Consider the following 14,372-nt stretch of genomic DNA (forward strand, 5'->3'; position numbering starts at 1 on the left):
TCTTATAAAACTGATTTGACCGAGTCCATTGTCAAAATTCAACGCATACGAAAAAGCCCAGCATTTCTGCTGGGCTTTCTCTTAATGTGGCGGAGAGATAGGGATTTGAACCCTAGGACGGGATAAACCGCCGCCGGTTTTCAAGACCGGTGCTTTCGACCACTCAGCCATCTCTCCGAATTTTATCATCTTAAAAGATGATGGCGGTGAGGGAGGGATTCGAACCCTCGATACGTTGCCGTATACACGCTTTCCAGGCGTGCTCCTTCAGCCACTCGGACACCTCACCACATTGTCGGAAACGCTCTGCGTTACGACGGTCGCTAATGTAATCAGTTGGCCGTCTATGGTCAAGCATTTTTGTGAATCAAATCACTGCATGACCAGTATTAGATCAAATTGTCGCATCTTACGGCAATCGCTTGTATTTATTCATTGCTACAATTTAGAATTACGTAAAACTACCCTATTTACACAAACTTGCGCTAGCACTGACGTTTGCGCTTCAAAAGGAAACTGTATGGCGATCTTTAAGCATCTGCTGATTTCAACGATGCTGTTTTGTTTTTCAGTGTTATCTTGCCATGCTGATGAGCTAACGAATACACAAGAGATATTGACTCAAAAGATTGAGCAACTCGAACAAGAGCCCAAGACACCAGACACATTAAAGATTTTAGATACTTTCCAAAAAGCGCAACGCCAACTAGAGCAAATAAAAGACTTTAATCGCCAAACCAAAGATTATCAGCAATTGATGGCTGACTATCCTCGCCTCTCTGATGAACTAAAAGAACAGATCAGTATATTCTCTGTCACTGAGTTTCCGGATTTTACCGACTGGAATGCCGATCAACTCACGCTAGAAATGGCGACCCGAGATCAAAAACTACAACAGCTAGAACAAACTCGGAAAACCCAGAAAAATATCTTTTCAGATATAGAGCAAGGTATTGATCTCTTCTCTATTCAAACAGAGCAGCTTCGCACAAAAATCAAAGCAACTGAAAATAAAATTCGTGTAGAAACGAATACCAGCAACAACGCAGATAAGCTGCTAGTACTCGATATTGCAAACCAATATTACATTAGCCAAGTTTACATGCTTGAAGCTGAACAACTCAGTGCGGGTAACCGTCGTCAATTAGCAAAATTAAGCATTCAACGTATCAATTTAGACATTGAAGCCAGCCAAGCATACCGCAACAACCTGCAAAATATGCTTAATCGTGTTGAGCGCGCCTCTGTCGATGAAGCTGCAGAACAAAGCGATGAATTACAGAGTGAACTGATGAATCAGCCGACGGAAATCCGTCGATTAGTGCTAACCAATAAGCAAATATCTAACGCCCTAACGGCAATGACGACTCAAACAGAGCAAGTTCAGCAGTTACAGCAACAAACCACGGCGCACTTGGCCCAAGTTAGTCGTGCTACGGAAGAACTAGAGCGCGTGTCGGAATGGCTACGTTTAAGCCCTGCATTTAGTGAAACACTGCGCACTCGCATTAAAGAGCTCCCTGCCAATCCCCCGATTGAAGTGCTAGACCAGCAAATTGCACAACACCAAATAAAGAAGTACGAATATCAACAACAACTTGATCGCTTAATAGCCCAAGCAAAACTACCAGCATCAAAGAATTTAACACCCGATCAGCAAAGTACAGAGAAAGAACTTATCGAGGCCAATATCGACTTGCTTAAACAAGTCGTTAATAGCTCTGACAAGATCATTTACCAAGAAGCTACGCTAAAAGTTGCCTATGACAAACTCAATAATGCATTGACTGAGTTAGCCACTGAATCACAAAAAGAGCTATTTTGGGCCCCTGATACCAATAGTCTGAGCTGGAATTTAATTGTAGATACCGTCGAAAAAATCCGCTGGTTCTTTTCTCCATTTCAGTGGGTCAATATTGTTAAGCTTCCAACAGCCCTCACTCTGCCTAGTTTCATTTTCACTGCAACCTTTATCGGTTTACTACTCGTTGTAAGCCGCTGGAGCCGTAAACGTTGGAAGGTGCGATTAGAGCGTATCGAGAAACAAATTGGCAAAGTCACCCTCGACAAATTCCGCTTTAGTTACATTAATGTCCTTATTGCTTTTGTCCTCGCGTGGCCTATTCCACTGTGTGTGATTTTACTGGGTAATTTACTCAGTGAAGCATGGCAATACCCATTTTTCCATCATCTTGGTCAGGCTCTCAGCCTACCTCTATCTTTAGTCGTCTTTTGCTTCATTCGTGAATTAGTACGTGACAACGGCTTGTTCATTAGCCACTTCAGCTGGGATGAGAAAGTCGTTAAAAATACATTTTCCCATTACCGCACCTTGATGTGGGTCTACTTTCCCATGATGGTGATCCAAGAATTCACTTTGCTTTATAGTGATGTCGATGTGCGAGCAACCATCGGGCGTCTGGCTTTTATCATCAGTAATGTCGCTGTCAGCTATTTCCTTTATAAGTTATGGCGCGACAAAATGCCGATGACTTATGGTGAAGTACCTGAAGGGAAAGCCCACCTACGACATCATTTGTTCTTTGGGACTTTTATTCTCATTCCGCAAGGACTCAACTACACCGCGCTACTGGGATATTTAAGCTCAGCGCAATCTGTGATGGTGAAACTGGAAGTATCTGCATTTATTGGCGTCGTCACCTTACTGATTTACTTCTTAACTAAACGCTTGATGCTGATCCAAAAGCGTCGACTAGCATTTGAACGAGCGAAAACCAAACGCCAAGAAATTCTGGCGCAACGCTTAGCGGAAATGAATGAAGAGCGCGAAGAGTTTCATACCAGCAGTGAAATGCAAATTGAAATCGAAGAGCCTGAAATTGATCTCGATAAAATCAGTGCTCAATCACTGCGTTTATTGCGATCGTTACTCTTCCTCATTTTTCTCTCAATACTGGCCGTGCTATGGGCTGACCTTTATCAAGCCACGACACTATTAGAAGACGTGACCCTATGGGATGTGACCAATACCATCAATGGCATTGACGAACTCAGCGCTATAACCGTCAAAAGTGCCTTCCTCGCCTTATTGGCCTTTGGTCTAACCGCCGTATTTGCACGAGATTTACCAGCGGCTATGGAGTTATTAATCCTTCAGCATGTAGAGCTCAGCCCAGGTACTGGTTACGCACTAACATCACTAACACGTTACATTACTATTTTTGTCGGCATTATTGTCGGTTCAGGCTTAATCGGATTTGATTGGTCAAAGATGCAATGGCTTGTGGCAGCTTTAGGTGTCGGGCTTGGTTTTGGCTTACAAGAGATATTCGCCAACTTTATCTCGGGTATTATCATCTTGTTTGAACGACCAATCCGTATTGGTGATACCGTGACAATTCGCGACCTCACTGGTGTTATCGCTAAAATACAAACTCGCGCAACCACTATTGTAGATTGGGATCGCAAGGAAGTGATTGTGCCGAATAAAGCATTTGTAACTGAACAATTTGTTAACTGGTCGCTGTCTGATGCCATTACTCGTGTGACGCTTACAATTAACGTCAAATACATGGCTGATAGCGAACTAGTCACTCAACTATTGTTTGATGCTGCCCATGAATGTGAACTTGTTATTGATAACCCAGCACCCGAAGTCTTCTTCCTTGGTCTATCTGCAGATTGTCAAAACTTTGAAGTACGTGCCTATGCCGCAGAAACGGGGCACCGTCTGAGTCTGACACATGACTTACACTGTCGTATCAAACAGAAATTCATCCAACACAATATTGATATCGCTCATCCACAGCTAGAAGTCGCTATCAAGAATCAAAAGTCACATCCCTTTGCGCGTAGGCGCTTCGCAAAGACATAAACGCAGCAATAAATGGCAATAAACAAGGTCAAAAAAGGTGCCGCATGGCACCTTTTTTATATCTGGATCATATATCAAGCTTTAATCAATTCAGATTTGCCTGTGTAAAAATAGATCACTGAGCGTGGTAGTAACCCGGTACTTTGAACATTTTACGACAAGCATCTAAAAAGTGGCCGTAAACCACGCCAAGTGCACCAGAGACAACCGCGTTACTCGCAACTGCTTTCATGATTTGGTCTGTATCCGCACCAACCACTAGCAATATCATTGCGTACACCGGTGACTGGAATAGTACGTAAGCCAACATATCAGCCACACTACGCATCCAACCTGATGTTGATAAGCGCTTACCCGCACGCAGCATTGCATCGCGAAATACGCCATAAGGCCATGCAATCGCAATATTAATCGGGATAGACAAAGTACGTGACGCAAGCGACTGCTCTAACGTCATACCAGAAATAAACACTTCAATTAGCATGCCTGCAATAAAGCTAAAAATAACCATTGCGAATGTATCGGCTGCTGCATTTCGGATATTGAATGAATTTTTAACTGACACACGCCCTCTCATAACTGCACCATGCAGTGATAAAAACCAGATAAATTAATGATAATGGTTAGATAAACCAGATATATAAAACAAGGCAGTTTATTTGCGTATTTGAACAGCTTTTAGACGAAATATGGCACTGAAGTTGAAATTAAAAACTGTATTTACTGCTGACTTTATAAATTTTTTTGGCAGAAAACGCCAAGAACACAACACTCACGTGCCACACTACAATCCAAACGCTCATTTCTTATAGTTAAGTCAGCAAACAACACCATTTTTGATCAGGTTAACCACCACTTTTAATGGGTTTAATAATTAATTCACACAAATGATGTGTTTATTCAATTTAACACTAATGAAACATTACTTTTTGTTCATAAGATGATGAAATTTCATAATAATGACAACTCAAACCAAGATCACACTTTCTATTTATAGGCTGCATCCCCTTCATATGAACATCAAAATAGTGTTTTTTACATGCTCTCATGGAATTACCATCTGGCATTGTAGTTTTCCCATATTTAGCAATGGTGCTTTTTATCTATGAAATACCCTGTGTTTTCTGAATCGTCTTCTCATACTCAAATGGACTCGGTCCATCAAGCCCGGTTCTTTTCCAATTATCAGGCACAAAAAAGGCAGGCTTAATAGCCTGCCTATAAATTGCTTATATCTTGTAATTAACAGCTATGATCCATTAAGAACTGAATGTCTTGACCTTCAGTGTAATAAACTGGCTCATTACCATAGCTAAATAGCTTCAAATCTTTACCGTTGGCACTGTGGTAGCTTAACTCACCATCGCGCAGGTGTAGCCATGTTCCTTCAGGAATACCAATCACAGGCTCATGCTTATTCACTTCAAGGAACTCTTGAATGCGCTCATCACGGGTTTCACCGTTATGGCCTTCAACTTTCGCTTCCAAGTAATGTGGATTAATTTGGAACGGCACAAGGTTCAGTGACGGTAAAATAGCACCTGTAATAATCGGCATATCATTAGTAGTGCGAATCGTAGGGCAAGCAATGTTAGTACCTGCGCTCCAGCCAATGTATGGCACACCAAGGTCTAATACCGCTCTACGAATCGGGCCCACTAAGCCTAAATCATGTAATGTTTTGTTTAGTACCCAAGTGTTACCACCGCTCACTAAAATACCGTCTGCTGCTTTTAACGCAGCAACAGGGTCTTTCGCTTGATGAAGACCTGTTACTTTACAATCTAGTCCAAGTGCATCAAACGTTTGCTGTACCATAGCAACGCGATCATCATGGCTTGAGCGAATCACCGCATACGGAATCAGTACCCAATTTTTGGCACCAGTACGCTTCACTTGCTCAATAATTGCTTCACTCGCAAAACCCATTACATGGTCATTTCCGGCAATTTTGCCGTTGCTTAACATTAAAATATCCATCTTTCTTATCCTTACGAGTATTTGAATACAGCCAGTACAAGTACCACCAGCATGCTGCTGATCATAGGTACTGACGTACGTTTAATTACATCAATCGGTGTAATGTTCGCCATACCAGAAACGGTAATGATTACACCAGCGACTGGAGACATAGTACGGCCGATACCAGCAGCAAATAGAATTGGTACTAATGGTAGTAACGGGTTTACACCAAAGTCTGTCGCAATTTGCGGCACAATTGGGATGAATGCCATTACAGGCGCATTACCTGAACCGGTAATAAATGCCGTTAACAAAATAAAGCCAGAGAACACAACAACGATACCACTTGGACCTAAATCAAATGACTTAGCAGTATCGATCAGTGCCGTGATTGCCCCAATGTTATTCAAACCAGCAGAGAAGAATTCAGCCGCAATCATTAAGGTTAAAACGCTAGCAAAAATCATCCCTGTACCTTTCAACCATGCTTCAAAGTTATTGAATGCACGTTGAATAGAACGGAAACGGATCGCTTCAATCACGATACAGATCGTAATAGTCGACATCATCGCGATAGGAATGGTCATGGTAATAGATTCCATCACCATGCTTGAGAAACCAAACAAGAACACAAATGGCAATACAGGCAGTAACGCGTAGAAACCCGGTACTTGATCATTGTCATCATGTTGCTTTTCTAATGTTTGTAAATATTTACCGCGATCTTGTGCCGGATCGTATCCTTCACGTTTGTCACAGTAACGCTGCCAAGCGATGTTTACCAGCGGAATAGAAACAAGTAGTAACAATTGGAAAACGGTTTGGTGGTTAACCACGAAATCCATAATTTCAACGTTAATCGCATTGGCACCAATAACGGCATTGATCTGGCCTGGACCATACTCCCACGCAGTCGGGATAACAATGGTTGCAACCGCCGTTTTTGCACTCACACCCGCATTACGCAGTACTGGGTATAACGTACCCATCAATAGCAATGATAATGATGTGGCCCCAGTAATAAACACATACATGATAGAAACAAACACCAGCACTAACGCAAGCAATACATATGGGCTTTTAACGGCCATTACTGGGCGTGATGTCGACTTAACCAAGGCTTGAGAAGCCCCGATGTGGTTTAGGTATGTTGACACACCCGCAATAGATACCAGTGTTAAACCAACTTTGCCTAGACGGCTGTTGGTAATTTCAGTAAAGCGCTGCCAAAGATCAAAAAACAAGGCACCTTGCGTTTTACCATCAGCCAGCACAGGCGATATATCCATAATTTGTGCAAAAGCTAATAGTAATAAGCCAGCCGTGATCAGCGTTGCTTGTGGGTTAAACTTTTTAAGCATCGAATACGCCACAAGGCCGACGATAGCAAGGGTGAATAAATATTCCATAAAATCAAGACTCTCCAATTATTTGCTCGGCAATACTGCCTAACAATGCACTGTGAAATTTTGACCTATGGCACATAAACAACACCAAACACTGCTAGAGAGTGCTTATTGCTATATGTATCACTAAATTTTGCTCATACCGCAAAATTTTAAATACAGCCAAGTTACATTAGACAACCTCTCGCATATACAAGTACGCAACATGATGAAGACCGCCAAAAATATGCTCTGCAAACAGATGTGAATAAATGCGCCATCAACTGACTTTCCACGTAAAAAATCATAACAAGCTATTCATTTATCACTACATGGCGGTCGTTTAATGCTTAAAGAAACAGCACTCTTGAAAAACCCTGCAAGAGAGGTGTTGTTATCGCTTGCCCAAAGTCAGATAATATGCAGATCTCTTTCAAAATAATTAAGACGGTATGACTGAATACCTGCTATTACTTGTCGGCACAGTGCTGGTTAACAACTTTGTGCTAGTCAAATTTTTAGGCTTATGCCCTTTTATGGGTGTATCTAAAAAACTGGAAACTGCAATTGGTATGGGCTTAGCCACGACCTTCGTGCTAACGCTCGCATCTGTGTGTGCGTATTTGGTTGAAACCTACATCTTGGTTCCCCTTGGCATTCAATACTTGCGTACGCTTAGCTTTATCCTTGTGATTGCGGTTGTGGTGCAATTCACGGAAATGGTCGTACACAAAACCAGCCCAACGCTTTACCGTTTGCTGGGCATTTTCTTACCGCTAATCACCACTAACTGTGCCGTTTTAGGTGTTGCCCTACTTAACATCAATGAGCGACACAATTTCACCGAATCTGTTATTTATGGATTTGGTGCTGCGGTGGGCTTCTCGTTAGTGCTGATTCTATTCGCGTCGATGCGCGAACGTATTGCAGCCGCCGATGTACCAGAACCATTTAAAGGTGCATCTATTGCAATGATCACTGCTGGATTAATGTCGTTGGCTTTCATGGGCTTTACTGGATTGGTGAAACTGTAATATGAGCGGAATTTTAATTGCAGTAATTGCAATCGCCGTACTTGCCGCCATTTTTGGTTTGATTTTGGGTTTTGCCTCTATTCGATTTAAGGTCGAAGCGGACCCTATTGTCGAGCAAGTCGATGCTATCTTGCCGCAAACACAATGTGGCCAATGTGGTTACCCAGGCTGTCGCCCTTATGCAGAGGCAATCGCGAATGGTGACGACATCAACAAATGTCCTCCCGGCGGCCAAGCTACTATCGAAAAACTGGCCGATCTTATGGGTGTCGACGTACCAGACGCCGCCCATGACGAAGCGTTATCAATTAAGAAAGTAGCCTTTATCCACGAAGATATGTGCATTGGCTGCACCAAATGTATTCAAGCATGCCCTGTCGATGCCATTGTTGGCGGCACTAAAGCATTACACACTGTCATTAAAGATGAATGTACCGGCTGTGACTTGTGTGTTGCACCTTGTCCTACCGACTGTATTGAAATGATCCCAGTCGAAACAACGCCAGACAGTTGGAAGTGGAATCTAAACCAGATCCCCGTTGTAAACCTTCCTGCAGAACCGAGCGACAAGGTAGAGTAACCATGCTGTCAATTATCGAACAAATCAAACAAGGCCAGCTGTGGGACTTTCATGGTGGTATTCATCCACCAGAAAATAAAACCATTTCAAGCAATGCGCCGATCCAACATGCAGGTGTGCCACAACAATTGGTACTGCCGCTAAAGCAACATATTGGCGCAAAAGGCGACATCATTGTTGCTGTTGGCGATCGCGTATTAAAAGGTCAACCTTTAACTAAAGGTGATATCGCAATGTGTGTGCCTGTTCACGCACCGACATCTGGCATCATTAGCGCGATTGAAGAGCGCACCATCGCGCATCCATCGGGTTTATCCGATCTGTGTATCGTACTTGATAGTGATGGTGACGATCAGTGGGGCACACAAACGTCCATTGCAGATTACACGACTGAAGAACCTTCTAATTTAATCGAGCAAATTCGCCTAAGTGGTATTGCAGGTCTTGGTGGTGCAGGCTTCCCAACCAGCCGTAAACTTCAAGGGGGTATTGGTAACGTTGATATCCTGATTATCAACGCTGCCGAGTGTGAACCTTACATCACCGCCGATGACCGCCTGATGCAAGATTACGCAGAAGAAGTCATTGAAGGTATTCGTATTCTTCAACATATCGTCAAACCTAAACTGACGATCATCGGGATTGAAGATAACAAGCCCGATGCGATTCGTATTTTAGAACAACACGTTTCAGAAGATGATCAGATTCTTATACGTGTTATCCCAACAAAGTACCCATCAGGTAGCTCAAAACAACTCGTTAAAGTACTGACTGGTCGTGAAGTACCAAGCCAAGCACGTTCGACGTCTGTTGGGGTGATTGTACAAAATATAGGTACGGCTTTTGCGGTTAAACGCGCAATCATCGATGGTGAGCCATTAATTGAACGCGTTGTCACCTTAACGGGTGAAGCATTTAATCAACGCGGAAATGTCTTTGCGCGCTTGGGCACGCCCATTTCTTACTTATTGGATAGCTTCAGCTATCAACCGGATAAGAAATACCCGCGTGTGATCATTGGCGGCTCACTCATGGGCTTTACGCTGCCCCACCCTAATGTGCCAATCACTAAAATGACCAACTGTGTGCTGGCACCTAAGCGTAAAGAATTGCCTTTACACACACACGAGATGGCCTGTATTCGTTGTAGTGCATGTGCAGATGTTTGTCCTTCAGCGCTATTACCACAGCAATTACAGTGGTACGCCAAAGACCAAGATTACGATAAGTGCGAAGAGTACAACCTGTTCGATTGTATCGAATGTGGTGCATGTGCGTATGTCTGCCCTAGTGAAATACCTTTGGTGCAGTACTATCGCCAAGCAAAAGCAGAAATTACTGCGCGTCAGCAAGATGAAGCCAATGCAGAACGAGCCCGTTTACGCTTTGAAGCGAAAACCGCGCGTATGGAACGCGATAAAGCAGAACGTGAAAACCGCTTTAAGAAAGCCGCCGATGATCGCCGTAAAGAGATGTCCTCGAATGGCAGCGATGATGCCGTAGCAGCAGCCATTGCACGCGTGAAAGCCAAGCAAGCCGAATCAGCAGCACCAAGTTCTGCCGAGCCTACAAATGATAAAAAGCCAGCGGTAGCGGCAGCCATTGCACGCGCTAAAGCGAAACAAGCAGCCGCTCAGCAAGCTGGTAATGACGTACCTGATAACACTGAAATGGCGAAATTACGTGAAGAACGTAAGCGCCAAGCACGTGAGCGAAAAGCAACGCTTCAAGCAGAACAAAACGATAGCTCAACTGAAACAACGCCTGAAACACAAGTATCAGGCGATGCGAAGAAAGATGCTGTGGCCGCTGCAATTGCTCGTGCCAAAGCACGTAAAGCCGCGCAGCAAAACGAATCTCAGACTGAACCTGCAGAAAGTCAGCAAGCTGAGGCCGATCCGAAAAAAGCCGCTGTTGCTGCTGCCATCGCCCGTGCTAAAGCACGTAAAGCCGTACAACAAAACGAATCTCAGACTGAATCTGTAGAAAGTCAGCAAGCTGAGGCCGATCCGAAAAAAGCCGCTGTTGCTGCTGCCGTAGCCCGTGCTAAAGCGCGTAAAGCGGCTCAACAAACAAATGAGCAAGCTGAAAGCCAGCCTGAAACGGTAGATAGCAGTGAAGAAGTGACAGAGACTGAACCTGCAACTGACCCCAAAAAAGCTGCTGTTGCTGCTGCCGTCGCCCGTGCTAAAGCACGCAAAGCTGCTCAACAAACAAAAGAGCAAGCTGAAAGCCAGCCTGAAACGGTAGATAGCAGTGAAGAAGTGACAAAGACTGAATCTGCGACTGAACCTGCAACTGACCCGAAAAAAGCTGCTGTTGCTGCGGCCGTCGCCCGTGCTAAAGCACGTAAAGCTGCTCAACAAACAAAAGAGCAAGCTGAAAGCCAGCCTGAAACGGTAGATAGCAGTGAAGAAGTGACAAAGACTGAATCTGCGACTGACCCGAAAAAAGCTGCTGTTGCTGCGGCCGTCGCCCGAGCTAAAGCACGCAAAGCTGCTCAACAAACAAAAGATCAAGCTGAAAGCCAACCTGAAACGGTAGAAAGCAGTGAAGAAGTGACAGAGACTAAATCTGCGACTGAACCTGCAGTTGACCCGAAAAAAGCTGCTGTTGCTGCTGCCGTCGCACGCGCCAAAGCACGCAAAGCTGCTCAACAAACAAAAGAGCAAGCTGAAAGCCAGCCTGAAACGGTAGAAAGCAGTGAAGAAGTGACAGAGACTGAATCTGCGACTGAACCTGCAACTGATCCGAAAAAAGCTGCTGTTGCTGCTGCCGTCACACGCGCCAAAGCACGCAAAGCTGCTCTGCAAGCAAAAGAACAAGCTGATAGCACTGAATCAACTGAAGCGGCTAGTCATGAACCGACTAGCAACGAAGCTATTCGTAATGAACCAGCGAGTAACGAACCAGTTCAAGATTCAGAACCAACTATCGATCCGAAAAAAGCCGCTGTCGCTGCTGCCGTCGCCCGTGCTAAAGCACGTAAAGCTGCGCAGCAAGCAAAAGAACAAGCTGAAAAAGCAGCTCAACAGAATAACGAGGATAACTAAGCCGTGGCGTTCAATATTGCCAGTTCCCCCCATGCACACAGTCGCCGTAGTACGCGCGACTTAATGCGCACAGTCATTCTATGCTGTGCATTTGGTGTTGCCGCTCAATGGTATTTCTTTGGCTGGGGTACATTAATCAATATCCTGTTAGCGTCGACGGTTGCCGTCAGCGCAGAGGCTATTATTCTTAAACTGCGTCAACGCCCTCTCTTGCCGTACTTGAGAGATAACAGTGCGCTACTCACAGGTGTGTTGATTGGTATCTCGATTCCGCCACTTGCCCCTTGGTGGATCACAGTCATCGGTGTGGTTTTCGCTATTATCATCGCCAAACACCTCTATGGTGGATTGGGACAGAATCTGTTCAATCCAGCCATGGTGGCGTATGTAGTGCTGTTGATTTCATTCCCAGTACAAATGACAACCTGGTTACCACCACAATCTTTAGCGGCAGAACCTGTGTCGTTCATCGATAGCTTGCTTACTATTTTTACGGGGTTCACTCAAGATGGTTTTAGTGCTCATCAACTACGAGCGTCAGTTGATGGTGTTACCATGGCCACTCCGCTTGATACACTGAAAACATCGCTAACAACGGGGCTCACCACCACGGAAACGCTGGCAAAGCCTATATTCGGTACCATTGCTGGCATTGGTTGGGAGTGGATTAACCTTGGCTTCCTGATTGGTGGCTTAGTTATGCTAAAAATGCGGGTTATCCAATGGCATATCCCAGTAGGTATGTTGAGTGCGCTATTTGTTATCAGCAGTTTAGGTTTCCTATTCAACCCTGATGGTACGGCATCTCCGCTGATCCACCTTTTCTCGGGGGCAACTATGCTCGGTGCATTCTTTATTGCGACCGATCCTGTATCTGCCGCCACGACCACCAAAGGTCGCCTCGTGTTTGGTGCTCTCATTGGTATTCTGGTGTATCTCATTCGTACTTGGGGCGGTTTCCCTGACGGCATCGCATTCAGTGTGTTGCTAGCCAATATGTGTGTACCACTGATTGACTACTACACCCGCCCTCGCACATTTGGTCATAAATAAGGAACCACCATGATCCAAGCTATGAAAAAAAATGGTGGTGTACTGGCAATCTTTGCGTTGCTAGCAACTGCCTTAGTTGCCGTCACTAATCTATTGACGCAAGACCGTATATTAGAACAACAGCAAAAAGAGCTGTTGAAAGTATTGAATCAGGTCATTCCAGCAGAAAGCCATGATAATGAGCTTTATAAAAGCTGTACCTTGATCACCAATGAGCAATACCTAGGTACTCAAGCGCCAATGCCTGCTTATTTAGCAAGCAAAAAAGGTGAGCCAAGCGGTGTGGCTATCGAAGCAATTGCACCAGATGGATATAACGGTGCAATCAAGCTTATTGTGGGGCTAGACCCTACGGGTGTCGTGACGGGGGTGCGTATTCTGAGCCACCAAGAAACCCCAGGACTTGGCGATAAGATTGAAATGCGTATTAGTCACTGGATTGAATCTTTCACTGGCAAAAAACTCGCGGGCGAAAATGATCCTGCATGGGCTGTTCGTAAAGATGGCGGTGAATTCGACCAATTCACAGGCGCAACAATTACGCCACGTGCCGTCGTAAAAGCGGTAAAGAATGTTTCGCTTTACTATACTCGCCACCAGCAAGCATTGTTGAATCAACCACTGAACTGTCAGGGTGAATCATAATTATGAGCACGATAAATAAAGAACTGATGAAGAATGGTTTGTGGAATAACAACCCAGCCATTGTCCAACTCCTTGGGTTATGTCCACTGCTTGCTGTTTCAGCAACAGTAACTAACGCCCTCGGCTTAGGCATAGCGACCACTATGGTGTTGGTTGGCTCAAACCTGATTGTTTCACTGGTGCGTCAGTGGGTACCATCTGAAGTGCGCATCCCCGTTTTCGTCATGATCATCGCTTCACTCGTGACCTGTGTTCAGCTATTAATGAATGCATTTACCTATGGCTTATACCAATCACTCGGTATCTTCATTCCATTGATTGTTACCAACTGTATCATCATTGGCCGCGCAGAATCATTTGCCTCTAAGAATGACCCTATTCCAGCAACCTTAGACGGTTTATGGATGGGTTTAGGCATGACAGCCGCACTGGTTGTCTTAGGTGCAATGCGAGAGATCTTGGGTAACGGTACTTTGTTTGATGGGGCTGATCGACTATTAGGGGATTGGGCGTCAGTATTGCGCATCGAAGTCTTTCATTTCGACAGCAGCTTCTTACTGGCAATGCTGCCACCGGGTGCCTTTATTGGTGTTGGGTTTATGATTGCACTGAAGAACGTGATTGATAAAAAACGAGAGCAAAAAAACGCAACAGTAAAACCCAAACCAACAATTGAACGTGTGCGAGTAACATCTCCAAACTAACGTAAAAACACACGAAAAATAACGATAATCACAGGCTTTGCGGTGTAGATAGGTGACTCAACCACCTATCCTCCCTACTTGCTTATACACCGCAAGGCTTAATCAGCTTGGAAGCAACGAC

Annotated in this window: 10 protein-coding genes and 2 tRNA genes; 7 read left to right on the forward strand and 5 right to left on the reverse strand. The window is 44.5% G+C overall.

Going from position 1 to position 14,372, the window contains the following annotated elements:
* Nucleotides 1-87: 87 nt before the first annotated feature.
* A tRNA-Ser gene (locus OCU87_RS11780) sits at nt 88-177 on the reverse strand.
* A 24-nt stretch (nt 178-201) separates the two neighbouring features.
* A tRNA-Ser gene (locus tag OCU87_RS11785) sits at nt 202-289 on the reverse strand.
* A gap of 231 nt (nt 290-520) precedes the next feature.
* On the opposite strand from OCU87_RS11785, the gene mscM reads away from it, so the two are divergent.
* Entirely contained in the window at nt 521-3,835 is a 3,315-nt protein-coding gene (gene mscM, locus OCU87_RS11790) for a miniconductance mechanosensitive channel MscM (RefSeq protein ID WP_261857219.1), read from the forward strand.
* A 115-nt stretch (nt 3,836-3,950) separates the two neighbouring features.
* Here mscM and OCU87_RS11795 read toward each other — a convergent pair whose 3' ends face one another.
* The 3 genes from OCU87_RS11795 to dcuC form a co-directional block, all read right to left on the reverse strand.
* A complete protein-coding gene (locus OCU87_RS11795) occupies nt 3,951-4,400 on the reverse strand; it encodes an L-alanine exporter AlaE (protein WP_062687804.1) in 450 nt (149 codons plus the stop codon).
* A 677-nt stretch (nt 4,401-5,077) separates the two neighbouring features.
* Nucleotides 5,078-5,815 (reverse strand): dipeptidase PepE, encoded by a 738-nt coding sequence (gene pepE, locus OCU87_RS11800; protein WP_062690453.1) that lies wholly within the window; start codon nt 5,813-5,815, stop codon nt 5,078-5,080.
* 11 nt (nt 5,816-5,826) lie between these two features.
* On the reverse strand, nt 5,827-7,206 hold the full coding sequence (gene dcuC, locus OCU87_RS11805) for a C4-dicarboxylate transporter DcuC (RefSeq protein ID WP_261857220.1): 1,380 nt from the start codon (nt 7,204-7,206) through the stop codon (nt 5,827-5,829).
* Nucleotides 7,207-7,634: 428 nt separating this feature from the next.
* On the opposite strand from dcuC, the gene rsxA reads away from it, so the two are divergent.
* The 6 genes from rsxA to OCU87_RS11835 are packed head-to-tail and all read left to right on the forward strand — an operon-like array spanning nt 7,635 to nt 14,251.
* Nucleotides 7,635-8,216 carry an electron transport complex subunit RsxA gene (rsxA, locus tag OCU87_RS11810; protein ID WP_048901065.1) on the forward strand — a complete coding sequence of 194 codons (582 nt, stop codon included), beginning with the start codon at nt 7,635-7,637 and terminating at the stop codon, nt 8,214-8,216.
* A 1-nt stretch (nt 8,217) separates the two neighbouring features.
* Nucleotides 8,218-8,796 carry an electron transport complex subunit RsxB gene (gene rsxB, locus OCU87_RS11815; RefSeq protein ID WP_261857221.1) on the forward strand — a complete coding sequence of 193 codons (579 nt, stop codon included), beginning with the start codon at nt 8,218-8,220 and terminating at the stop codon, nt 8,794-8,796.
* 2 nt (nt 8,797-8,798) lie between these two features.
* Nucleotides 8,799-11,849 carry an electron transport complex subunit RsxC gene (gene rsxC / locus OCU87_RS11820; RefSeq protein ID WP_261857222.1) on the forward strand — a complete coding sequence of 1,017 codons (3,051 nt, stop codon included), beginning with the start codon at nt 8,799-8,801 and terminating at the stop codon, nt 11,847-11,849.
* 3 nt (nt 11,850-11,852) lie between these two features.
* Nucleotides 11,853-12,902, forward strand: coding sequence for an electron transport complex subunit RsxD (rsxD, locus tag OCU87_RS11825; RefSeq protein ID WP_261857223.1), 1,050 nt, complete (start codon nt 11,853-11,855; stop codon nt 12,900-12,902).
* Between the two features lie 9 nt (nt 12,903-12,911).
* Nucleotides 12,912-13,547, forward strand: a complete 636-nt coding sequence (gene rsxG / locus OCU87_RS11830; RefSeq protein WP_261857224.1) for an electron transport complex subunit RsxG — start codon at nt 12,912-12,914, stop codon at nt 13,545-13,547.
* Between the two features lie 2 nt (nt 13,548-13,549).
* Nucleotides 13,550-14,251, forward strand: a complete 702-nt coding sequence (locus OCU87_RS11835) for an electron transport complex subunit E (RefSeq protein ID WP_094956430.1) — start codon at nt 13,550-13,552, stop codon at nt 14,249-14,251.
* Nucleotides 14,252-14,372 lie beyond the last annotated feature (121 nt).

Origin of the sequence: Photobacterium sanguinicancri (assembly GCF_024346675.1) — a bacterium.
Classification (GTDB): Bacteria; Pseudomonadota; Gammaproteobacteria; order Enterobacterales; family Vibrionaceae; genus Photobacterium; species Photobacterium sanguinicancri.